This window comes from Ensifer sp. SL37, assembly GCF_026672675.1.
Classification (GTDB): Bacteria; Pseudomonadota; Alphaproteobacteria; order Rhizobiales; family Rhizobiaceae; genus Ensifer; species Ensifer adhaerens.
Window position 1 is genome coordinate 1,153,337 of record NZ_JAPPRN010000006.1, and the last position, 21,190, is coordinate 1,174,526.

Below are 21,190 nucleotides of genomic sequence, written 5' to 3' on the forward strand. Positions count from 1 at the left end.
GCCGCTATGCGGCGACGGGCAAGCGTTCCCCGGCGATCCGATAGGAAATCGCCTCGGCGAGATGGATTCGGCCGACCGTCGACGCACCATCGAGGTCCGCAAGCGTGCGCGCCACCTTCAGCACCCGGTGATAGCCGCGGGCGGAAAATTTCATCTTTTCGGCGGCGTCCCGGAGAAGCTGCAGGCCGGCCGCATCGGGTGCTGCGATCTTCTCGATCATCGAGGTTGACGCGCGGGCATTGCTTGTCAGCTCTGGATGTCCGAGGGCGGCGAAACGATCGATCTGCAGCGCCCGGGCACGGGCGACGCGACGAGCAACGACCTCGCTGCTTTCGGCTGCGGCCGGCTTCAGGAGATCGGCGGCGCTGACGGCCGGCACGTCGATGCGGATATCGATGCGGTCCATCAGCGGACCAGAAATGCGCGCCTGATAGTCGGACATGCAGCGCGGTCCACGGGCGCAGCTGCGGCCGGGTTCGCCGGCCATGCCGCAGCGGCAGGGGTTCATGGCCGCGACAAGCTGGATCGCGGCGGGATAGCTGACGCGGTGGTTGGCGCGGGCGATGATGCATTCGGCGGTTTCAAGCGGCTGGCGCAGCGCGTCGAGCACCTGCGGCGAGAATTCCGGAAACTCGTCGAGGAACAGTACGCCGTTGTGCGCAAGCGAGGCTTCGCCAGGCTTGGCGCGCAAGCCGCCACCGACCATGGCGGCCATCGTCGCGGAATGATGCGGCGTGCGGAACGGCCGTCGGTCCGAGAGCTTGCCGCCTGGAAGCTGCCCGGCGATCGAATGGATCATCGACACTTCGAGGAGCTCGGCCGGGTTGAGCGGCGGCAGGATCGACGGCAGGCGGGCAGCGAGCATCGACTTGCCCGAGCCGGGCGGGCCGACCATCAGCAGATTGTGGTTGCCGGCGGCCGCCACTTCGAGCGCCCGCTTGGCGCTTTCCTGACCCTTGATATCGGCGAGATCGGGCAGGTTAGATGCGCCTGAGCGGATCGCGGCCTCGGGTCGCGAAAGCACCTGCGTACCGCGGAAATGGTTGGCGATTGCGATCAGGCTGCGGGGCGCCAGAATGTCGATCTCGGCCCCGGCCCAGGCCGCCTCGGGTCCGCTTTCGGCCGGGCAGATCAGCCCCTTGCCGAGCGCATTGGCACCGATCGCGGCGGGAAGCGCGCCGGCAACGGCAGCAATGGTGCCATCGAGATTGAGCTCCCCGATCACCACATAAGGCGCCAACGCATCGCCGGGAATGGCGCCGAGGGCTGCCATCAGGCCGAGTGCGATCGCCAGGTCGAAATGGCTGCCTTCCTTGGGAAGGTCAGCGGGCGCAAGATTGACGGTCACGCGCTTGGCCGGCAGCGCCAGACCTGAAGCATGAAGGGCGGCCTGCACCCGCTCGCGGCTTTCGGCGACGGCCTTGTCCGGCAGGCCGACGATCTGCATGCCGACCTTGCCCGGCGCGACCATCACCTGCACATCGACAGGCAGACCCTCGATACCCTGAAATGCGACCGTGCTGACGCGCGCGACCATGCTTGCCCCCTTGCCCAGGCAGCCCAGTTATCGGGCGCCACAACCGCCCAGGGTTGCAGGCAGAAGCCTTGCACGGATCGCGCACAAAAACAAGAACAATAACGGAACATTTGAGGAGGCGCGGGTGTGTATCCGGGACGCTTCGGCAAACGGCCGCGGGCGGAAGCCCGCGGCAAGCGCCATCGACCCGAGATGGATCCTAGGCCGAGATCTTGATCAGGCGCGCTTGCGCTCGATCGCATCCCAGAGCAGGCTCGCGACATCGGCGCCGCCGAACTTCTTCACTTCGCGGATGCCGGTCGGCGACGTCACGTTGATCTCGGTCATGTAGTCGCCGATAACGTCGATGCCGACGAAGAGGAAGCCGCGCTCCTTCAGCGCAGGCGCGATGCGGGCGCAGATTTCCTTCTCACGCGCCGTCAGTTCGGTCGGCTCAGGCCGTCCGCCAGCATGCATGTTGGAGCGGGCGTCGTGGTCTGCCGGAACGCGGTTGATGGCACCGACCGGCTCGCCGTCGACGAGCAGGATGCGCTTGTCGCCCTTGCGCACCGCCGGCAGGTATTCCTGGGCGATGAAGGGCTCGCGGAACATCTGGCCGAACATTTCGAGCAGAGAGGACATGTTGCGGTCGTCGCGGGTCGAGTGGAACACGCCGGCGCCGCCGTTGCCGTAGAGCGGCTTCAGGATGATGTCGCCCATTTCCTGGCGGAAGCTAGCGATCTCAGCGGGGTCGCGGGTGATCAGCGTCTTCGGCATCAGGTCGGCGAATTCGGTGACGAAGATCTTCTCCGGCGAATTGCGCACCCAGGCGGGATCATTGACGACCAGCGTCTTCGGATGCAGGCGTTCCAAAAGGTGCGTCGAGGTAATGTAGGCCATGTCGAAGGGCGGGTCCTGGCGCAGCAGGATGACGTCCATGGTCGAAAGATCCACGCGCTCGGCTTCGCCAAGCGTGAAGTGGTCGCCCTTGACGTCGCGCAGCGTCATCGGCTGCACGCTCGCATAGACCTTGCCGTCGCGCAGCGACAGCTTTTCCGGCGTATAGTGGAAGAGGCGATAGCCGCGCGACTGTGCCTCGAGGCTCATGGCGAAGGTGGAGTCACCCGCAATGTTGATGCCCGACACATGGTCCATCTGGACCCCGACATTGACGATTTTCGCCATCTACCCATTCCCTCATGGATCACGCTTAGCGTGATCGATTTCAAACCGCCGGAGCGAATGAGGACGGGAAAACCGCTGCCCTCTGCCGCACTGGCAAAGCCCTCGACATGTAGAATGCGGGCGGGCCTTAGGCAAGGAGAGGCGAGCCTATTCGAAGCCTTCGATCACGCAGGTGATGAGATCGTGATCCGAAAGCGGCCGGCCAGTTTCGTCAAGCGAAGGAATGATCGTGGTCTCGCCGATCTTCAGCCCGCGCGACAGGAACCAGTCGAGCTTCATCGCCCGCTCTGGCCAGCGGGTGATCAGGCTCGGCCGCGTGGTCATCACGTCGAGCGGCCCGCCATAGCGGGTAAAGCCCCTGATGGCGCTCATGGCAAACAGCCCTTCGGCCTCGAAATCGCCGCCGGCATGGTTGCCGGTGTTGAGATCGCCACCGATCATCACCGGCAGGCCGGGGAAAGTCTCGTCGAGTGCATCGATCAATTCCTTGACCTGGCGCTCTCGGTAGACGGCAGTCGTCGCACTCTCGAGATGGGTGGAGACGGCGACGAAGGGTCCGGCTTCCGTCTCGATGACGGCGCCGATCGCACAGCGCTCGCCAAGGCGCGGCTGCTCGCCATCGGTGAACCAGAGGCGTTCGCCCCATAGGCGCAACATGAAGGGCCGGGAGAACGGCACCGCAGCCATCAGCGCATTGCCATGGAACCCCTTGGCGTTGAATTCGTCCTCACAGAACTCACGCTCCGTATCGGAGCCGAGACCCATCTCGATGAACTCGATGCCATACGCATAGTGCATGCCGAGTGTTTCGGCGACTTCGGCGGTCGGGTGACGCTGGCCGGTGCGGGCCATGCCGTTGTCCATTTCTGAAAGAAGGACGACCGGCGCGTTCGTCGCGGCGAGATGGGCGGCGCTTTCGGCCGGAAACAGGCAGCGCTCCAGGTTCCAGGCAGCAACGGTGAACGGGAAGGCGAGCGGCGTATCGGAGGCCGGTGTGCCGCCGACCTCCACGCTGTTCATCTCCGGCCGTGCGGCCATGGCTGCGTCATGGGCGGCAATGGTGCGCACGATCTCGGCAAAGCTGGCGCGGGTTTCAAGCGAAGGAACGGCAAGCTGCTCGACGGTCTTGGAGATCACGATGCGGTCTCCAGGCGTGGCGCTGCAACCGGCGCTTCATTGGCAAACGACGTGCCGCGCTCCAGCCGCTTGCCGGTCTCGGTCGAGAAGAAGTGCAGACGGTCGACGGCGATCGTCACTGCAAGATCACCCGAAAGTGGCGTCTCCGGAGACAGCGCGATGGTGAGCGCCTGGCTCTCGATGGTGCCGTGCACGAGCCGCTGCGCGCCCAGTTCCTCGACATAGTCGACCTGGAACAGCATGGCGTCCTCGCCGACGCCGGCGAGCTTGAGATCTTCGGCGCGAAGCCCAACCGTGACCGGGCCTTCGACCGGCGCACGGTCGCCAAGCGCGATCCTGTAGAGACCGATCTGCAGGTTGCCGCCTTCGATCTCACCCTTGATCAGGTTCATCGCCGGCGAGCCGATGAAGCTGGCGACGAAGGTTGAGGCCGGGCGGTGATAGACGTCGAGCGGACGGCCGATCTGTTCGATGCGACCGCCATTCAGCACCACGAGACGGTCGGCAAGGGTCATCGCCTCGAGCTGGTCGTGGGTGACGTAGAGCGAGGTCGTGCCGAGGCGCTTCTGCAGGCGTTTGATCTCGCCGCGCATGGAGACGCGCAGCTTGGCGTCGAGATTGGAGAGCGGCTCGTCGAAGAGGAAGGCCGCCGGCTTGCGCACGATGGCGCGGCCCATGGCGACGCGCTGGCGCTGGCCGCCCGAGAGCGCACGGGGCTTGCGGGTAAGATAGGGCTCGATCTCCAGCATGCGAGCGGCTTCGGCGACGCGGGCGTCGATCTCGGCCTTCGGCGTCTTGCGGTTCTTCAGGCCGTAAGCGAGGTTTTCGTAGACGGTCATGTGCGGATAGAGCGCGTAGTTCTGGAAGACCATGGCGATGTCGCGCTCGGCCGGATCGACCTCGTTGATCACGCGTGAGCCGATCGTCACCGTGCCCTTCGAAATCGTCTCCAGCCCCGCGACCATGCGCAGAAGCGTGGACTTGCCGCAGCCGGACGGGCCGACCAGCACGATGAATTCGCCGTCCTCGATATCGATCGAGACGGATTTCACCGCCTCGACATTGCCGTGATAGATCTTCGAGACCTCGGCGATGGTAATGGCCGCCATGGCTGCCTCCGTAAGATTGATGTCGTTTCAGGAGCGGGCGGGACTTTTGTCCCGCCACGACCCCGTTTACTTGTCGCTTTCCGTCAGGCCCTTGATGAACCAGCGCTGGAAGATCACGACGATCATGACCGGCGGCAGCATGGCGAGAATCGCCAGCGCAAAGGCCTCGTTATAGTCGGGGATGTTCGAGCCGACCCAGACGAGCAGGATCTGCTTGATGCCGCGCACCAGGGTGAAGAAGCCTTCGTCGGTGGTCATCAGGGTGGGCCAGAGATACTGGTTCCAGCCGTAGACGAACATGATGATGAAGATCGCCGCCATCATCGTGCGCGAGAGCGGCACCAGTACGTCGATGAAGAATTTGAAGGGTCCGGCGCCGTCGATGCGCGCGGCCTCCAGCAACTCGTCCGGCACCGACTTGAAGAACTGCCGGAAGTAGAAGGTGCCCGTCGCCGAGGCGAGAAGCGGCACGATCAGGCCGGTATAGGTGTTGGTCAGCTTCAGCGTGTTCATCACTTCATAGGAAGGAAGGATGCGCACTTCGAGTGGCAGAAGCAGGGTGGTGAAGATCACCCAGAAGAAGAAGGTCGCGAGCGGAAAGCGGAAATAGACGAGCGCATAGGCCGCCAGCATCGACAGCACGATCTTGCCGACGGCGAAACCCAAGCCGAGGATCATCGAGTTCAGCATCATGTTGAAGCCGGTGATCTTGCCGGTGAAGCCGCCCTCGCGCGTCAGTACCGTCTGGTAGGTCTCGACGAAATGGCCGCCCCAGCTGAGGCTGAGACCGTTGCGGTGAATGTCGGCCGCCTCGTGCGTCGAGGTCATGAAGGCGACGACGACGGGCGCCACCATGATGAAGACGCCGAAGAGCAGGATGATGTGGTCGAAAATCTTGGTGCGATACATCGGCCCCACCTCAGTTGTAATGCACGCGCCGCTCGATGAAGCGGAACTGGAAGATGGTGAGCACGAAGACGATCAGCATCAGGATCACTGACTGGGCCGAGGAGCCGCCGAGATCGTTGCCGCGGAAACCGTCCATGTAGACCTTGTAGACAAGGGTGATCGGGTTGTTGGCAGCCTTGTCCTTCACCATCACGTCGATGACGCCGAAGGTGTCGAACAGCGCATAGGTGACGTTAATGATCAGAAGGAAGAAGGCGGTCGGCGCGAGCAGCGGCAGGATCACCGTCCAGAAACGGCGGAACCCGGAGCGGCAGTCGATCGCCGCTGCTTCCCGCACCGAGACCGGAATACCCTGGAGCCCAGAGAGGAAGAAGATGAAATTGTAGGGGATCTGTTTCCAGACCGAGACGACCACCATGGAAAAGGCGGTGTCGAAGTAGTTCAGACCAACCTTGATGTCCCAGCCGAACCAGCGCGCAAGCTCGACGATCGGGCCGATATGCTGGTCGAAGAACATCATGCCGATGAGGCCTGCGACCGGCGGGGCAATGGCATAGACCCAGATCAGCAGCGTCTTGTAGGCGGCGTTGCCGCGGATGACGCCATCGGCCTTGACGGCGAGCAGTAGCCCGATCGACAGCGCAAAGAAGGTGACCAACGCCGTGAAAACGGCGGTGAAACGGGCAATGCCGAGATATTCGCCTGATTTCAGCACGTCGGTATAATTGGTCATCCCGACGAAGGTCGAGCCGAAACCGAAGGGGTCTTCAAGATAGAACGACGACTGGATCGCCTGAACCGACGGCCAGTAGAAGAAGATGAAGATGATCGCGAGCTGCGGCGCGAGGAAAAGGTATGGCAGGAACGGCGAGGAGAACTGCACGCGCTTTGCAGCGCCTTCGCCTCCACTATTCGACTGGCCACCGAAAATCCGGAAGGCGCCGAAGCGACGCCCCCCGGTCTTTGTTCCGGTCCCTCCCCGCGCTGCGGGGAGGAGATCTGTCGCGGTCGACATCGAGATCAGCCGGCCGTCTTGGCGAAACGGGCGAGCAGCTCGTTGCCTTCCTTCTCGATCGTGTCGAACGCGTCCTTGACGGTTGTTTCGCCCGAGAAGATGCGGCCGTATTCGCGTTCCATGATTTCGCGGATCTGCGGGTAGAAGCCGAGGCGGTAGCCCTTCGACCAGTCGCCGGCCGGCAGCATCAGCTGCTTGATGCCGACTTCGGCAACCGGCTTTTCCTTGTAGTAACCATCCTTCTGGGCAAGCTCGTAGGCTGCCTTGGTGATGGCCACATAGCCGGTGGCCTTGTGGTAGAAGTACTGGATCTCAGGCGAGGTCAGGAACTGGAAGAAGTCGGCAACGCACTTGTTTTCTTCATCCGTCTTGCCGGACATGGCAAAGAGTGCCGCGCCGCCGATGAAGGAGTTGGTGCCGGCGCCCTTGATCGAGCCCCAATAGGGCAGGAAGGTTGCCGAGAACGGCATCTGCGCCGTCTTCTGCAGGCCGCCGAACGAACCCGACGAACCGATCCAGAACGCAGCCTTGCCTTCTTCGAAGACCTTCTGGTTGTCGTTCCAGCCGGCGCCGTAGAAGGCGAAGTAGCCTTCATCCTTCCAGGCCTTCAGCTTGTCGAACATCATGACGAGGTTCGGGTCGGTGACCTTCAGCTCAGTGTCGGCGACGGCGTCGTAGCCGTTGTTGTTGGTGGCGAACTGGATGTTGTTGCGGGAGAAGAAGTTCTCCGTGAACTGCCAGGTTAGCTGCGACTGGACGAGCGGGATGTAACCGGCTTCCTTCAGCTTCGGGGCGACGGCCTCGAACTCTTCCCAGGTCTTCGGCGCTTCGACGCCGGCCTTCTTCAGGGCCTCGTCGTTGATGTACATGATCGGCGCGGAGGAATTGAACGGCATGCCGACGAACTTGCCTTCGCTGTCGGCGTAGAAGTAGCGCACGCCATCGATGAAGGCGTTGCGGTCGAAGTTGTGACCAGCCTTGATGATCAGGTCTTCGGCCGGGATGACCGCGCCCTTGGCGTTGATGATCGTGGCGGCACCGGCGTCGAAGACCTGCAGGATGTTCGGCTGTTCACCCGAGCGGAAAGCGGCGATACCGGAAGCGAGCGCTTCCTCGTAGGTGCCCTTGGAAACCGGGGTCAGCGCGCAGGCGCTCTGGGCTTCATTGAACTTCTTGGAAACTTCATTGATGACTTCGCCGTTGCGGCCGGCCATGCCGTGCCACCAGGTAATGTTGGTCGCGGCAAGCGACGAGGTCGCGGAAAATGCAAGGGTAAGGGCTGCGAGCGTAAACTTCTTGAACATGACTAATCCTCTCCACCGGGTTGCGGATGGCAGTGGACTAGTGACCTTCAATGACAGGCCCGTAACGCTTTTATGTCGGAACGATTACAAATTCGAGAATATGTTCCAATGAAGGGCACCCGCGGAACAACGCAATCATTTTCCGTCATTATGCGCCGATTCAGAACGCATCCGGCAGGTGCCGCGGCCAGCCCCAAGGGGTCACGGTGACGATGTCGTAGCGCACGGAAAGCCTGTTGAAATCCGGCTGTTTCGCCAGCCAGAGATCGCTCGCGGCACGGATACGCCTCTGCGCTGTCGCCGTCACGGCGAAGACGCCGTCTTCGGCCGAGCGGCGGGCCTTGACCTCGACACAGGCGATGAGATCGCCGCGCCTTGCGATGATGTCGATCTCGCCAAGCTTGGTGCGATGGCGCATGGCGACGATGCGGTAGCCCTTGAGCAGAAGGCAAAGCGCGGCACGGTATTCGGCGAGATGCCCTCGCCTCAGCGCCTTCAGCTTCCGCTTGTCGCCACCATCAGTCGTCATGGCGCTCCTTCAGGTGAAGCAGCCGGTCATAGAGTTCCTTGCGCGGCAGGCCCGTCTGGCGGGCGGCTTCGGTTGCCGCCTTGCCGGTCGGCATGTCGGCGACCAGGCTTTGCAGCAGCGCATCGACGTCGGCCGCTTCCGGTTCGGGCGCGGCATCAGGAGGGCCTATGACGAGCACGATCTCGCCCTTGACCGGCCCCGCCTGTTCATAATGAGCCGCAAGCTCGCCGAGTGTGCCGCGGCGAAATTCCTCGAAGGTCTTGGTCAATTCGCGGCAGACGGACGCCCGCCTGCCCTCCCCCAAAACGTCGGCCGCCGCCGCAACCGTCGCAGCGATCCGGTGCGGCGATTCGAAGAACAGGATGGTTGCCGGCACGGCGGCGAGTTCCCTGAGGCGATCGCGTTTGGCCTTGTCCTTGGTCGGCAGGAAACCGGCAAAGAGGAAAGCATCGTTCGGCAGACCGGACCCGACGAGGGCTGCAAGCGGCGCCGAGGCGCCGGGAATCGGCACGACGCGATGTCCGGCCTCGATCGCAAGCTGCCCCAGGCGGTAGCCGGGGTCGGAGACCAGTGGCGTGCCGGCATCAGAGACGAGTGCCACCGAACGCCCTTCGGCGAGCGCTGCCAGCAGCCGCGGACCGGCCTCGTCGGCATTGTGCTCGTGGTAGGCGTAGGGCCGATTGGTGATGCCGTAGCGATCAAGCAGAACACGGGTGACCCGCGTGTCCTCACAGGCAAGCACATCGGCGCCGGCCAATGTTTCCAGCGCGCGCAGCGTGATATCGCCGAGATTGCCGATCGGGGTTGCCACCAGATAGAGCGCGGCATCAAGGGGGCGGGCCGGAACGCTCACATTGTGCAGCCGGTAGCTGCGCTCCCTCTGTCCGCCGGCCGGTTCCGCTGTCTTTTGCTTTTCCACCTATAACGTCCTGATCGTGCTTACCGATGTGTCTGTCCGGTCTTTATGAGTGAGCCACCATGGCAGAGCAAGGGCAAGACGACGGGCCCACGTGCCGCATCTGGGGACAGAAGCCCTCAAACCCCTTGCTTTCCGGGCGCTCTTTCTGCCATTTTGCCGGTCCACATCTATCCGGTCGGTCGGCCGGGGCACTCGCAGTTGACGCTCAGGCGGACGTTTCGCCCGCCGGGCAATGGTTGAAAGCGGCATCCCATGCGCATTACTCTCGAGCGATCCAACCTCCTGAAATCGCTGAACCACGTGCACCGCGTGGTGGAGCGGCGAAACACGATCCCGATCCTCTCGAACGTGCTCCTGCGTTCCGACGGCGCCAGCCTCGAAATGAAGGCGACCGACCTCGACCTCGAAATCACCGAGGCGACCCCGGCGCAGGTGGAGCAGGCGGGCGCGACCACCGTGCCAGCGCACCTGCTCTACGACATCGTGCGCAAGCTGCCCGACGGTTCGGAAGTGCTGCTCGCCACCAACGCCGAGGGCACGGCGATGACCGTCGCCTCGGGCCGTTCCAAGTTCTCGCTGCAGTGCCTGCCGCAATCCGACTTCCCGGATCTGACCGCCGGCAGCTTCTCGCATTCGTTCCGCCTCAAGGCGACCGACCTCAAGATGTTGATCGATCGCACCCAGTTCGCGATCTCGACCGAGGAAACCCGCTACTATCTCAACGGCATCTTCGTACATACGGTCGAAAGCAAGGGTGAGCTGAAACTGCGCGCCGTCGCAACCGACGGCCATCGCCTGGCGCGCGCCGACGTCGAGGCGCCATCCGGCTCCGAAGGCATGCCGGGCATCATCATCCCGCGCAAGACCGTCAGCGAATTGCAGAAGCTGCTCGACAACCCGGAACTCGTCGTCACCGTCGAAGTCTCGGACGCCAAGATCCGCCTGACGATCGGCTCGATCGTCATGACCTCGAAGCTGATCGACGGCACTTTCCCCGACTACCAGCGCGTCATCCCAGCCAACAACGACAAGGAACTGCGCGTCGATTGCCAGTCCTTCGCCCAGGCGGTCGATCGCGTATCGACGATCTCGTCGGAGCGCGGCCGCGCCGTCAAGTTGGCGCTGAACGAAGGCCAGATGACGCTGACGGTCAACAATCCCGATTCCGGCAGTGCTACGGAAGAACTGCCCGTCGGCTACGACCACGATCCGCTCGAAATCGGCTTCAACGCCAAGTACCTGCTCGACATTACTTCGCAGCTGACCGGCACGGATGCGATCTTCATGCTGGCAGACCCGGGCTCGCCGACGCTCGTCCGTGATCTGGCCGCTGAAGATGCGCTCTATGTGCTCATGCCGATGCGCGTGTAGCCGGGCCTGACGCGGCGCGAAATGCCAACCCGTCACGCCCGCGCGTGACGGGTTTTTTGTTGGCCGCGGCATCTGCGGACTGTTGATAAGCGAACGCTTTCAGGCGCAGACAGACTTGTTTTTGCCGCAGATGGGGACACATTATGATCAGCGCCGCCGCGGCCGGCCCGAATCACCGGGCGAGGAATTTTGCGCGGACGGCCTGTGCGAGGAGAGGACAGCGGTTTTGAGGGGTTCAATGAATTTGCGCGTGAAGGTGAAGGAACGGCTCGGACGGAAGTTCGACGAAGAGATTCGCTTTTTCAAAGGATGGATGAGCAATGCCAAGGCCGTCGGCGCGATCCTGCCGACCTCCTCCGTCACAGCGCGCCGAATGGCGAGCGTCATCAATCCGGCCTCAGGCCTTCCGGTTCTTGAGCTCGGCCCCGGCACCGGCGTCATCACCAAGGCGATCCTGGAACGTGGCCTTGAGCCGTCCAATCTCGTGTCGATCGAGTATTCGACCGATTTCTACAATCAGCTCAAGACCAACTTCAACGGCGTCAACTTCATCAACGGCGACGCCTTCGATCTGGAACACACGCTCGGCGAACTCAACGGCCAGACCTTCGACAGCGTCGTCTCTGCCGTGCCGCTTCTGAACTTCCCGATGCATCGCCGCGTCGAACTGATCGACGATCTGCTGTCGCGCATTCCGGTCGGTCGGCCGGTCGTGCAGATTTCCTATGGGCCTTTGTCGCCCGTCGTTGCCATGCCGGACCGCTACAGCATCCAGCATCTCGACTTCGTCGTGCGCAACATTCCACCGGCGCAGCTCTGGGTCTATCGCCGGGCGCACTGACGGGATGTTCGGCGTCTACGTCACCCATCCGCAGGTCCAGATCGATCCGGACGTGCCCGTCCCGCAATGGGGACTTTCCACTGTTGGCCGCGAACGCGCGGTCATCACCGCCGCATTGCCCTGGGTGCGTTCGCTCGGACGGATCGTTTCGAGCGACGAAACCAAGGCGATCGAGACGGCACAACTTTTGGCCGATGCGGCCGGCGTGACGGTCGAGGTCCACCACGACATGGGCGAGAACGATCGCTCGGCCACCGGCTTCCTGCCGCCGCCGGAATTCGAGAAGGCGGCCGACTGGTTCTTCGCCAATCCCACCGAAAGCTTCAAGGGCTGGGAGCGCGCGATCGATGCCCAGAGCCGCATCTCGAACGCGGTCTTTCGGATCCTCGGCGATCACGATCCGAAAATCCCGATTGCCTTCGTCGGCCATGGCGGCGTCGGCACACTTCTGAAATGCCGCCTTACCGGCGCGCCAATCTCGCGCGCAGCCGACCAGAAGGGTGGTGGCGGCGGCAATGTCTTCGCTTTCCGCCTTGCGGATCGGACTGTTGCATGCGACTGGACCCCGATGGAACACTGGCAGGGGATTTAGACGATGACCGAAACCGCGCGCGACAGACTGATCGTAGGCCTCGACCTTCCGACGATTGCGGATGCCGAGAAGATCGTGTCGACGCTCGGCAACGACGTCTCCTTCTACAAGATCGGCTACCAGCTGGTCTTTGCCGGCGGCCTGGAATTCGCGCGCGACCTGGCCAAAAGCGGCAAGAACGTCTTCCTCGACATGAAGCTGCTCGACATCGACAACACGGTGGCCAAGGGCGTCGAGAACATCGCCAAGATGGGCATGTCGATGCTGACCCTGCACGCCTATCCGAAGGCGATGAAGGCGGCTGTCGAGGCTGCGAAAGGCTCCGACCTCTGCCTGCTCGGCGTCACCGTGCTCACCTCGATGGACGAGCAGGACGTGATCGATGCCGGCTATGAATACGATCCGCACACGCTGGTGCTGCGCCGGGCCGAACAGGCGCGCGCCGCCGGCATGGGCGGCATCGTCTGTTCAGCGGAAGAATCGGCGGCGGTACGCAAGATCATCGGGCCGGACATGGCACTCGTCACCCCGGGCATTCGCCCGGCCGGCGCGGACAAGGGCGACCAGAAGCGGGTGATGACGCCCTCCGAGGCGCTCAAGGCCGGATCCAGCCATCTCGTCGTCGCGCGCCCAATCGTCGCAGCCGCCGAGCCGCTTGCGGCTGCCCGCGCCATCCTTGCCGAAATGAACGGTGCGCTCGCCCGCTGATGCCGGGCGACACCCGTCGGACCAGCGCGCCCGGTCGATCCGCTTGACCTCGGCCCAAATTTGCCGGAAGTAACACTCCCGTCAGCCTTTCGTGCTGCAAGACGAGGAGCTCAATATGGCCAAGGGATACTGGATCGCACGGGTCGATGTCCGCGACCCCGAGCGCTACAAGGACTATGTAGCGGCCGCAAAGCCCGCCTTCGAGAAATACGGCGCCAATTTTCTGGCACGCGGCGGGCTGCATCATCGGTTGGAGGGTGGCGTTCGCGCCCGCAACGTCGTCATCGAATTTCCATCGCTGCAGGCAGCGATCGACTGTTATAACTCTCCCGAGTACCAGATTGCCGCCGCGATCCGCCAGGAAGTCGCCGACGCCGAGATGGTGGTCGTCGAAGGCGTCTGATCCCACCGCCCCCAACCTTCAGCAGGCTCTGCACGCAGGCGTCGATTGGCCTTCACCTCTCGCGGCTGTTGGGCTATGTAGCAATCAATTCTTTCCGATCCGATCAGGAGTGCACATCCCATGACCTTGTCCAACCTTCCGCCGCTGGTGACGATTTTCGGCGGATCCGGGTTCGTCGGCCGTCATGTGGTGCGCGCGCTCGCCAAACGCGGCTATCGCATCCGCGTCGCCGTTCGCCGGCCGGACCTTGCCGGTCATCTCCAGCCGCTCGGCAATGTCGGCCAGATCTCCTTCGTTCAGGCGAACCTGCGTTACCGTAAATCGGTCGACCGCGCCGTTGAAGGCTCCGATCACGTCATCAACTGCGTCGGCGTGTTGTTCGAGAGCGGCCGCAACACCTTCGATGCGGTCCAGGATTTCGGCGCCCGTGCCGTGGCTGAAGCGGCCCGCGGCGTCGGCGCGACGCTGACCCACATCTCCGCCATTGGCGCCGACGCTTCCTCTGCATCGAACTACGCCCGCAGCAAGGGCCGCGCCGAGGCCGCTATCCTTGACACCAAGCCTGACGCGATCATCCTGCGTCCGTCGGTCGTCTTCGGTCCAGAGGACGGCTTCTTCAACAAGTTCGCCAACATGGCCCGCTTCTCGCCGGTCCTGCCGCTGATCGGCGGCGGCGAGACGAAATTCCAGCCCGTCTACGTGACCGACGTCGCCGAAGCCGTGGCCCGCGCCGTCGACGGCAAGATCGCCAAAGGCCAGACCTACGAACTCGGCGGCCCTGACGTCTTGAGCTTCCGCGACTGTCTCGAGATCATGCTCAACACGATCGACCGCAAGCGCACGCTCGTCTCGCTGCCCTTCGGCGTCGCGTCTCTGATCGGCAGCGTTTCGTCGCTGATCCCCTTCGTCACGCCGCCGCTTACCGCCGACCAGGTGGTGTTGCTGAAATCCGACAATGTCGTCTCCGCAAAGGCCGTATCGGAAGGCCGCACACTTTCCGGCATCGGCATCGACCCGACGATGCTGGAATCGATCCTGCCGACCTATCTGGTGCGCTACCGCCCGCAGGGCCAGTACACCCGCAGCGGCCGCGCCGCCTGATCGGCAGCAGCCCAACGATTTTTTTGAACGGCCGCCGGAACCACCGGCGGCCGTTTTCTGTTGTATTGCGGAAACAGCGTTGCAGTTCTGCCGCAGTCGGAAAAGCGATTGGCATTTACCGCAAATTCAACATGTCCTGATATTGATCATGTCATATCCACCAACTAAACACCGCCTCGCGCCCCCGATCCCAAGGCATGACGGCGGGCGGCGGCATCAATCTCGAAAGGCATAGCGTCCATGGGCAAGTCGATCGCAATCTTTTTTGCGTGTGCGGCACTGATCATTCTGGCTGGCTCGTTCATGGCGCCGAACACGGTCGCCAGCAGCGGCAAGGATTGCGCACCGGCCTATGGCGTCGATCCGTGCACCACGGCATCGATCGACCTTTCCGGCCACTAAGGGCCGGCGCCTCGACGAGGCATCAAAAGTTATTGGCGGGGGCCAGTAGCCGCGTGCGTTTCACCATGAGACGCACGCGGCTTTGTTTTTAGGGCCTGACAACAGGTCAAAGAAAAAGGCGCGTCGGGGACGCGCCTTTTGTCATTCTGAGATCGTCGGTTCCGCTCAGCCAAGCAGCCACAGACCGATCAGGCCGGCGATCCCGACGATGATGCGCCAGATGGCGAAAGGCGTGAAACCGCGCCGCGAGACGAAGTCGAGCAATGAGCGCACAACGAAGATGCCGGCGACGAAGGCCGCAATGAAACCGACTGCAATCAGGGTAAAATCGTCAAAGGAGAGCGCATCGCGGTTCTTGTAGAGGTCCAGCGTAAAGGCGCCGACCATGGTCGGCATCGCCAGGAAGAACGAGAATTCGGCGGCCGAACGCTTGTCGGTGCCCATCAGCAGGGCGCCGGCGATCGTCGCGCCGGAACGGGACGTTCCGGGGATCATAGCCAGGCACTGGAACAGGCCGATCTTCAGCGCCAGCGACGGCGGGTAGTCCATCACGTCGGTATAGCGCGGCTTCAGCGGCAGATGGTCTATCGCATAAAGGATGACGCCGCCGACGATCAGTACGACGCAGATCAGGACAGGCGTCTCGAACAGCACCGTCTTGATGAAATCATGGGCAATGGCACCGATGACCGCCGCCGGCAGGAAGGCGAGCAGCACTGACACGACGAAGCGGCGCGCCTTGATGCTTGTCGGCAACGCCAGCGCGATCGACAGAAGCTTCTGGAAATAGACGAGCAGGATCGCCAGAATGGCGCCGAGCTGGATGAGGACGGCGAAGGTGTTGCCCGGCGACTTGAAGCCGAGGAAGTGGCCGGCGAGAAGGACGTGCGCCGTCGATGAGACGGGGATGAACTCCGTCAGGCCCTCGATCAGACCGAGGACAAGCGCACTGATGATCGATTGATCCGCCATATATGAGAATTTCCTGACAAGTTTTGGAGTGGGAGGAAAAGGCTGATTCGCTTGTGTTTGCCACCACAAATTTCTATAGCTCTAACACATGAGCCGTGGCCAGACGCTTGCGCCGCCACGCTGACGCCCCCAAGCCAAAGCCCTGAGAAGCCAGATCATCGATGCCGACACTGTATCACCACCCCATGTCCGCCGCTTCACGCTTCGTTCGCCTGATCCTTTCGGAATACGGCTACCAGACGGAATTGACGGACGAGCAGCCCTGGGAGAACCGGCGCGACTTCCTGGCTTTGAACCCGGCCGGAACGCTACCGGTCTATGTTGACGACAGTATGAGGGCGCTCTGTGGGGCGACGATCATCTCGGAATATCTCGACGAGACGAACGGCATCATGAAGCGGGATCGCCGCCTTCTGGCCGAGGATCCGTTCCAGCGCGCGGAAATCCGCCGGCTGGTCGAATGGTTCCTGCAGAAGATGGAAGCCGATGTGACGCGGCCGCTGGTGCGCGAGCGGATCTTCAAGCTGCAGATGACGCCGGACCAGGGCGGCGGCGCACCCGACAGCAAGGTCCTGCGGACCTCGCGCGCCAACATCCGCCAGCATATGAAGTATCTCTCCTGGCTTGCCGGCTCGCGGACCTGGCTTGCCGGCGACCGGATCTCCTACGCCGACCTGGCGGCGGCGGCGACCGTGTCGGTGCTCGACTATCTCGGCGAAATCGACTGGTCCGACGCCCCGACCGCCAAGGAATGGTATCAGCGGCTGAAGTCCCGCCCCTCCTTCCGGCCGCTGCTTGCCGAGCGCGTGCGCGGCGTCACCCCCGTTCCGCACTATGCGGATCTCGACTTCTGAGGCGAATACCGTGCCCGGCATCGATGCCAAGGCAGACAGTGAGGAACGGCGCCGGCTGAAGCTGACGGCGTTCCTGAAGGCAGAGGCGGCAAACAAGGGCTTCGATCTCTGTCGCATCACCCGGCCGGATGCCATTCCGCAAGCACCGGCCCGGCTTCGAGACTTTCTCGACGAGAGCTTTCACGGCACGATGGACTGGCTCGAAGAGACAGCCGAGCGCCGTTCCGATCCGCGCACGCTCTGGAGCGAGGTGCGCTCCGTCGTCATGTTCGCGATGAACTACGGCCCGGAACACGATCCGCGTGGCATTCTTGAGCGGACCGATCGCGGTGCGATCTCGGTCTATGCCCAGAACCGCGACTACCACGACATCATCAAGGGCAAGCTCAAGGAAGTCGCGACCCGCTTTGCCGCGCGCGCTGGCGAGGACGTCAAGGTCTTCGTCGATACCGCCCCGGTGATGGAAAAGCCGCTGGCGGAGCAGTCCGGCCTCGGCTGGCAGGGCAAGCACACCAATCTGGTCAGCCGCGAATTCGGCTCCTGGCTTTTTCTCGGCAGCCTGTTCACGACGGCGGACCTCGCCTTCGACGAAGCCGAGCGCGACCATTGCGGCTCCTGCCGCGCCTGCCTCGATGCCTGTCCGACAGACGCTTTCCCGGCGCCCTACCGGATCGACGCGCGACGTTGCATCTCTTACCTCACGATCGAGCACAAGGGGCCGATCGATCCCGAATTCCGGCCGCTGATCGGCAACCGCATCTATGGCTGCGACGACTGTCTTGCCGCCTGCCCCTGGAACAAGTTCGCGCAGGCAGCCTCGGAAATGAAGCTCCGAGCACGCGACGATCTGAAGGCGCCGTCGCTCGAAACCCTGCTTGACCTCGATGATCCGAGCTTTCGCAGCCTGTTCTCAGGCTCACCGGTCAAGCGCATCGGTCGCGACCGGTTCGTGCGGAACGTGCTGATCGCCGCCGGCAATTCAGGCAGCCAGGCGCTGGTTCCCGCAGTCAAGGCCCGCGTCAACGACACCTCAGCCGTGGTGCGGGCGATGGCGGTCTGGGCGCTGTCACGATTGGTCGCGCCTGCGGCGCTTGCGGAATTTGCCGAACAATGCGAGCCAGAGACGGACGAAGACGTCCTCAACGAATGGCAGATCGCGGGAGTGAGCCGATGCATGTCCTGATCCTTGGCGCCGGTTACTCCGGTACGGCAATCGCAAAAGCGATGGCCCCAACGGCCACAAGCGTTATCGGCACCACCAGGAGCGAGGAGAAGGCGGCAAAACTCGAAAGGGCCGGCATCCGCCCGGTGCTCTTCGACGGCGAGACGATCTCCGACGACCTTGCCGTCGCCCTCGGCAAGGCAACTCATCTGATCCAGTCGATCGCGCCCGGTCGCGATGGCGATCCCATGTTCCGCACCACGAGCCCGGACCTCACGCAGATCGCGCCGAACCTCAAATGGATCAGCTATCTCTCAACGGTCGGGGTCTATGGCGACCATGGCGGCGAATGGGTCACCGAGGACATGCTGCGCAAGCCGGTCTCGGCCCGCTCTGTCGAGCGCGTGGAAGCGGAGGACGCCTGGATCGCCTTCGGCAAGAACCAGGATATTCCGGTCGCGGTGCTCAGGCTCTCCGGCATCTACGGACCCGGACGCAACGCCTTCTGCAATCTCGAAAACGGCACGGCACGGCGGCTGGTCAAGCCCGGCCAGGTGTTCAATCGAATCCGCGTCGAGGATATCGGCGCCGCAGCGCTGTTCCTCGCCAACAATGGCACCAGCGGCGTCTTCAACATCACCGACAACGAGCCGGCGCCGCCGCAGGACGTGGTCGCGGAAGCCGCCCGGCTGATGGGCGTCGAGCCGCCGCCGGAAACGCCTTTCGAGCAAGCCGAACTGTCACCGATGGCCCGCACTTTCTATGGAGAAAACAAGCGGGTTTCGAATGCCCGCATGCGTGCGACCGGTTTTGAATTTGCCTTTCCGGATTATCGCGTCTCGCTTGCACAGCTTTGGCAGTCGGGCGCGTGGCGCGGACAGTGAAATGCAATACGGCACCCGCCAGATAGCATAACCCGTAATGCTTATAGAACGTCGATAGTCAGTCCGTCAGTAATGGCCAGGGCTCGGCCATCGCAATTGTGACATTCTTTGGATATTCGTTCGATACTTGGCTAATTTCATACAACCTGCGCGCTAGTAACGAATTTTCGACCATCCGGATTCCGGAAAATTGGTCCAATTCGAAATTTTTAATGAAATTTTTCGTTTACGGGCGGGTTCGGCTCGCGTGCGGAGGCTGGCGAACGCTCAACCCCTGATTCCAAAGAACTCCTGTCTGCGTTTAAACTATTTCAAACAATCTTCGTTTTTGAAATTTCGTCATTTTTTAATAAATCCTAATAGAGCGTAAATGGTTGAAGCACGTTTTTGCCATTTTTCGCCCCAATTAGCGGTTCTCAGAAGTTTTTAACCAAGTGTTTTGACCGAGGGGATCGCCAGTTTGACGCCAGCGAAGATCAAGACGGCTGCCGCTGCAGCGCTATTCACGGCCACTATCGGTCTCGTCTCCGTTTCCGATAGCCATGCAGCCGGCGCCGGTTGCGGCGGCGCATCCTGGTATGCGCTGAGCTCCAAGACCGCCTCCGGCGAGCGCATGAATGCCGCTCACCTGACGGCCGCCCATCGCAGCCTGAAGTTCGGCACCAAGGTGCAGGTCACCAACAAGCGCAACGGCAAGAGCGTTATCGTTCGCATCAACGATCGTGGCCCGTTTATCCGCGGTCGCGTCATGGATCTTTCCAAGGCTGCAGCATCGCAGATCGGCATGGTCCGCTCCGGTACTGCCAGCGTCTGCTATCGCGTCGTCAATTCCTGATCTTGAAATACTGCTACCCGGCCTGCGGGCGGGTGGATCTACTTCGCTAAAGGCCGTTCCCGGCGGTTAATCTTCTCCGCCGTCTTGCTCTTCGATGCCATCGCCGTTACCACGGCGAAAAAGGAGTTGATCGAAGATGCGTTTGGGCGGCAGGCTCGCTGGAGCCATTGAGGTTCTTGAGGATATCGAAAAGCGGAAGCGCCCGGTCGCCGACGCGCTCAAGGATTGGGGCCTTGGCCACCGTTTCGCCGGATCCGGCGATCGCTCGGCGATCGGCAACATCGTCTACGACGCCCTTCGCATGAAGCTCTCCCACGCCTACCTGATGGATAGCGACAGCGCCTCGGCCCTCGGCCACGCGGTGATGTACCGCCAGTGGGGCTTTTCGCCCGAGGCGCTGGCCGCCGAGCTCGATGGCGACAAGTTCGCGCCGGAGGCACCGGCCGAACAGCTTCAAGCCTTCAGGTCGCGCCGGATCGAGGACGCCCCGGCCCATGTGCAGGGCGACATCCCCGAATGGGTCCAAGCCTCCTTTGAAGAGAACTTTTCCGACGACTGGCTGGAAGAAGCCAAGGCGCTCGCCGGCCGGCCGACGCTGGACCTGCGCGCAAACACGCTGAAGGCGTCGCGCGCCAAGGTCCTGAAGGCACTGGAGCGCAGCGGTGCCGAGGCCGCAACGATCGCCCGCAACGGCATCCGCATTCCCGCCGGCGAAGGCGCCTCGCGCCTGCCGAACGTGACCGCCGAGCTTTCCTTCCAGAAGGGCTGGTTCGAGGTCCAGGACGAGGGCTCGCAGATCGTCGCCGATCTCGCCTATCCGCAGGAAGGCGAACAGGTGCTCGACTATTGCGCCGGCGGCGGCGGCAAGACGCTCGCCATGTCGGCGGCGATGAACAACAAGGGCCAGGTGCACGCCTACGACACCGACCGCAAGCGGCTTGCCCCGATCATCGAGCGGCTGAAGCGCGCCGGCACCCGCAATGTCCAGGTGCATGAATCCACCGACAGCCTCGCGCCGCTTGCCGGCCGTTTCGACCGCGTGCTGGTCGATGCGCCCTGCACCGGCACCGGTACCTGGCGCCGTCGCCCGGACACCAAGTGGCGGCTGAACCAGAAGAACCTCGAAGAGCGCATCTCCCAGCAGGAAGAAGCGCTGGCAAGCGCTGCCCAGTTCGTCCGTCCCGGCGGCCACCTGATCTACGTCACCTGCTCGGTACTGCCTGAGGAAAACGAGGCGCAGGTCTACGGCTTCTGCGAAGACAATCCGGAATTCGAGATCCTGTCGGCCGCCGATATCTGGGCGACGCTGTTCGGCACCGACAAGCCGCAGCCCTGGTCGGCGGACATGAAGACGGTGACGCTGACACCCGCTTCCACCGGCACGGACGGCTTCTTCTTCTGCCTGATGCAACGCAAGGGTTAACGCCGTTTGACGATCGGCA

At 62.8% G+C, this 21,190-nt stretch carries 22 protein-coding genes; 12 read left to right on the top strand and 10 right to left on the bottom strand.

Translation table 11 applies throughout. The annotated features are described in order from the left end of the window. Window positions 1-4: 4 nt before the first annotated feature. The 9 genes from OVA00_RS17695 to rsmI all read right to left on the bottom strand — a co-directional run bounded on the left by OVA00_RS17695 (window position 5) and on the right by rsmI (window position 9,623). Window positions 5-1,537 carry a YifB family Mg chelatase-like AAA ATPase gene (locus OVA00_RS17695; protein ID WP_110818549.1) on the bottom strand — a complete coding sequence of 511 codons (1,533 nt, stop codon included), beginning with the start codon at window positions 1,535-1,537 and terminating at the stop codon, window positions 5-7. A gap of 216 nt (window positions 1,538-1,753) precedes the next feature. Continuing rightward, window positions 1,754-2,701: a glutathione synthase gene (gene gshB / locus OVA00_RS17700; RefSeq protein ID WP_112770645.1), complete on the bottom strand. Its 948-nt coding sequence runs from the start codon at window positions 2,699-2,701 to the stop codon at window positions 1,754-1,756. 147 nt (window positions 2,702-2,848) lie between these two features. Next, the gene (locus OVA00_RS17705) at window positions 2,849-3,838 is read right to left on the bottom strand and encodes an endonuclease (RefSeq protein ID WP_268089393.1); all 990 of its coding nucleotides are present in this window, start codon (window positions 3,836-3,838) and stop codon (window positions 2,849-2,851) included. After that, window positions 3,835-4,947 (bottom strand): sn-glycerol-3-phosphate import ATP-binding protein UgpC, encoded by a 1,113-nt coding sequence (locus OVA00_RS17710; protein WP_060580627.1) that lies wholly within the window; start codon window positions 4,945-4,947, stop codon window positions 3,835-3,837. Before OVA00_RS17710 ends, OVA00_RS17705 begins: the two co-directional genes overlap by 4 nt. 66 nt (window positions 4,948-5,013) lie before the next feature. Beyond that, window positions 5,014-5,856 carry a sn-glycerol-3-phosphate ABC transporter permease UgpE gene (ugpE, locus tag OVA00_RS17715; RefSeq protein WP_034804459.1) on the bottom strand — a complete coding sequence of 281 codons (843 nt, stop codon included), beginning with the start codon at window positions 5,854-5,856 and terminating at the stop codon, window positions 5,014-5,016. Window positions 5,857-5,866: 10 nt separating this feature from the next. Continuing rightward, complete coding sequence (locus tag OVA00_RS17720; protein WP_246801840.1) at window positions 5,867-6,871, bottom strand: ABC transporter permease subunit; 1,005 nt, start codon at window positions 6,869-6,871, stop codon at window positions 5,867-5,869. 5 nt (window positions 6,872-6,876) lie between these two features. Then, the gene (locus tag OVA00_RS17725) at window positions 6,877-8,175 is read right to left on the bottom strand and encodes an extracellular solute-binding protein (protein ID WP_112983948.1); all 1,299 of its coding nucleotides are present in this window, start codon (window positions 8,173-8,175) and stop codon (window positions 6,877-6,879) included. Window positions 8,176-8,335: 160 nt separating this feature from the next. Beyond that, window positions 8,336-8,704 (bottom strand): YraN family protein, encoded by a 369-nt coding sequence (locus OVA00_RS17730; protein ID WP_112983947.1) that lies wholly within the window; start codon window positions 8,702-8,704, stop codon window positions 8,336-8,338. Next, on the bottom strand, window positions 8,694-9,623 hold the full coding sequence (rsmI, locus tag OVA00_RS17735) for a 16S rRNA (cytidine(1402)-2'-O)-methyltransferase (protein WP_112983946.1): 930 nt from the start codon (window positions 9,621-9,623) through the stop codon (window positions 8,694-8,696). Before rsmI ends, OVA00_RS17730 begins: the two co-directional genes overlap by 11 nt. A 252-nt stretch (window positions 9,624-9,875) precedes the next feature. On the opposite strand from rsmI, the gene dnaN reads away from it, so the two are divergent. From dnaN to OVA00_RS17770, 7 genes are all read left to right on the top strand, one after another. Further along, window positions 9,876-10,994, top strand: a complete 1,119-nt coding sequence (gene dnaN / locus OVA00_RS17740; RefSeq protein WP_034804468.1) for a DNA polymerase III subunit beta — start codon at window positions 9,876-9,878, stop codon at window positions 10,992-10,994. 238 nt (window positions 10,995-11,232) lie between these two features. Further along, on the top strand, window positions 11,233-11,835 hold the full coding sequence (gene pmtA / locus OVA00_RS17745) for a phospholipid N-methyltransferase PmtA (protein ID WP_082005986.1): 603 nt from the start codon (window positions 11,233-11,235) through the stop codon (window positions 11,833-11,835). Between the two features lie 4 nt (window positions 11,836-11,839). Next, window positions 11,840-12,427, top strand: a complete 588-nt coding sequence (locus OVA00_RS17750) for a histidine phosphatase family protein (protein WP_060519665.1) — start codon at window positions 11,840-11,842, stop codon at window positions 12,425-12,427. 3 nt (window positions 12,428-12,430) lie between these two features. Further along, complete coding sequence (gene pyrF / locus OVA00_RS17755; protein ID WP_034804475.1) at window positions 12,431-13,135, top strand: orotidine-5'-phosphate decarboxylase; 705 nt, start codon at window positions 12,431-12,433, stop codon at window positions 13,133-13,135. 115 nt (window positions 13,136-13,250) lie between these two features. Further along, window positions 13,251-13,538, top strand: a complete 288-nt coding sequence (locus tag OVA00_RS17760) for a DUF1330 domain-containing protein (protein WP_034804478.1) — start codon at window positions 13,251-13,253, stop codon at window positions 13,536-13,538. Between the two features lie 120 nt (window positions 13,539-13,658). Beyond that, window positions 13,659-14,639 (top strand): complex I NDUFA9 subunit family protein, encoded by a 981-nt coding sequence (locus tag OVA00_RS17765; protein WP_268089394.1) that lies wholly within the window; start codon window positions 13,659-13,661, stop codon window positions 14,637-14,639. A 240-nt stretch (window positions 14,640-14,879) separates the two neighbouring features. After that, the gene (locus tag OVA00_RS17770; RefSeq protein ID WP_034804494.1) at window positions 14,880-15,041 is read left to right on the top strand and encodes a hypothetical protein; all 162 of its coding nucleotides are present in this window, start codon (window positions 14,880-14,882) and stop codon (window positions 15,039-15,041) included. Between the two features lie 165 nt (window positions 15,042-15,206). Here OVA00_RS17770 and OVA00_RS17775 read toward each other — a convergent pair whose 3' ends face one another. Beyond that, entirely contained in the window at window positions 15,207-16,013 is an 807-nt protein-coding gene (locus OVA00_RS17775) for an undecaprenyl-diphosphate phosphatase (protein ID WP_034804497.1), read from the bottom strand. A 161-nt stretch (window positions 16,014-16,174) separates the two neighbouring features. Between OVA00_RS17775 and OVA00_RS17780 the strand changes: the two genes are divergently transcribed. The 5 genes from OVA00_RS17780 to OVA00_RS17800 all read left to right on the top strand — a co-directional run bounded on the left by OVA00_RS17780 (window position 16,175) and on the right by OVA00_RS17800 (window position 21,171). Next, complete coding sequence (locus tag OVA00_RS17780) at window positions 16,175-16,867, top strand: glutathione S-transferase family protein (protein WP_077962684.1); 693 nt, start codon at window positions 16,175-16,177, stop codon at window positions 16,865-16,867. Continuing rightward, entirely contained in the window at window positions 16,848-18,050 is a 1,203-nt protein-coding gene (gene queG, locus OVA00_RS17785; protein ID WP_442780524.1) for a tRNA epoxyqueuosine(34) reductase QueG, read from the top strand. Before OVA00_RS17780 ends, queG begins: the two co-directional genes overlap by 20 nt. After that, the gene (locus tag OVA00_RS17790) at window positions 18,038-18,913 is read left to right on the top strand and encodes an SDR family oxidoreductase (protein WP_127889737.1); all 876 of its coding nucleotides are present in this window, start codon (window positions 18,038-18,040) and stop codon (window positions 18,911-18,913) included. The genes queG and OVA00_RS17790 overlap by 13 nt, the downstream gene beginning before the upstream one ends. 460 nt (window positions 18,914-19,373) lie before the next feature. Next, a complete protein-coding gene (locus OVA00_RS17795; RefSeq protein ID WP_060519659.1) occupies window positions 19,374-19,748 on the top strand; it encodes a septal ring lytic transglycosylase RlpA family protein in 375 nt (124 codons plus the stop codon). Between the two features lie 136 nt (window positions 19,749-19,884). Then, entirely contained in the window at window positions 19,885-21,171 is a 1,287-nt protein-coding gene (locus OVA00_RS17800) for an RsmB/NOP family class I SAM-dependent RNA methyltransferase (RefSeq protein ID WP_034804507.1), read from the top strand. Window positions 21,172-21,190 lie beyond the last annotated feature (19 nt).

Coding starts and splice junctions, on each gene's coding strand:
- OVA00_RS17695 (WP_110818549.1), bottom strand. CDS start 1,537: ATGGTCGCGCGCGTCAGCACGGTCGCATTTCAGGGTATCGAGGGTCTG.
- gshB (WP_112770645.1), bottom strand. CDS start 2,701: ATGGCGAAAATCGTCAATGTCGGGGTCCAGATGGACCATGTGTCGGGC.
- OVA00_RS17710 (WP_060580627.1), bottom strand. CDS start 4,947: ATGGCGGCCATTACCATCGCCGAGGTCTCGAAGATCTATCACGGCAAT.
- ugpE (WP_034804459.1), bottom strand. CDS start 5,856: ATGTATCGCACCAAGATTTTCGACCACATCATCCTGCTCTTCGGCGTC.
- OVA00_RS17720 (WP_246801840.1), bottom strand. CDS start 6,871: ATGTCGACCGCGACAGATCTCCTCCCCGCAGCGCGGGGAGGGACCGGA.
- OVA00_RS17725 (WP_112983948.1), bottom strand. CDS start 8,175: ATGTTCAAGAAGTTTACGCTCGCAGCCCTTACCCTTGCATTTTCCGCG.
- OVA00_RS17730 (WP_112983947.1), bottom strand. CDS start 8,704: ATGACGACTGATGGTGGCGACAAGCGGAAGCTGAAGGCGCTGAGGCGA.
- dnaN (WP_034804468.1), top strand. CDS start 9,876: ATGCGCATTACTCTCGAGCGATCCAACCTCCTGAAATCGCTGAACCAC.
- pmtA (WP_082005986.1), top strand. CDS start 11,233: ATGAATTTGCGCGTGAAGGTGAAGGAACGGCTCGGACGGAAGTTCGAC.
- OVA00_RS17750 (WP_060519665.1), top strand. CDS start 11,840: ATGTTCGGCGTCTACGTCACCCATCCGCAGGTCCAGATCGATCCGGAC.
- pyrF (WP_034804475.1), top strand. CDS start 12,431: ATGACCGAAACCGCGCGCGACAGACTGATCGTAGGCCTCGACCTTCCG.
- OVA00_RS17760 (WP_034804478.1), top strand. CDS start 13,251: ATGGCCAAGGGATACTGGATCGCACGGGTCGATGTCCGCGACCCCGAG.
- OVA00_RS17765 (WP_268089394.1), top strand. CDS start 13,659: ATGACCTTGTCCAACCTTCCGCCGCTGGTGACGATTTTCGGCGGATCC.
- OVA00_RS17770 (WP_034804494.1), top strand. CDS start 14,880: ATGGGCAAGTCGATCGCAATCTTTTTTGCGTGTGCGGCACTGATCATT.
- OVA00_RS17775 (WP_034804497.1), bottom strand. CDS start 16,013: ATGGCGGATCAATCGATCATCAGTGCGCTTGTCCTCGGTCTGATCGAG.
- OVA00_RS17780 (WP_077962684.1), top strand. CDS start 16,175: ATGCCGACACTGTATCACCACCCCATGTCCGCCGCTTCACGCTTCGTT.
- queG (WP_442780524.1), top strand. CDS start 16,848: ATGCGGATCTCGACTTCTGAGGCGAATACCGTGCCCGGCATCGATGCC.
- OVA00_RS17790 (WP_127889737.1), top strand. CDS start 18,038: ATGCATGTCCTGATCCTTGGCGCCGGTTACTCCGGTACGGCAATCGCA.
- OVA00_RS17800 (WP_034804507.1), top strand. CDS start 19,885: ATGCGTTTGGGCGGCAGGCTCGCTGGAGCCATTGAGGTTCTTGAGGAT.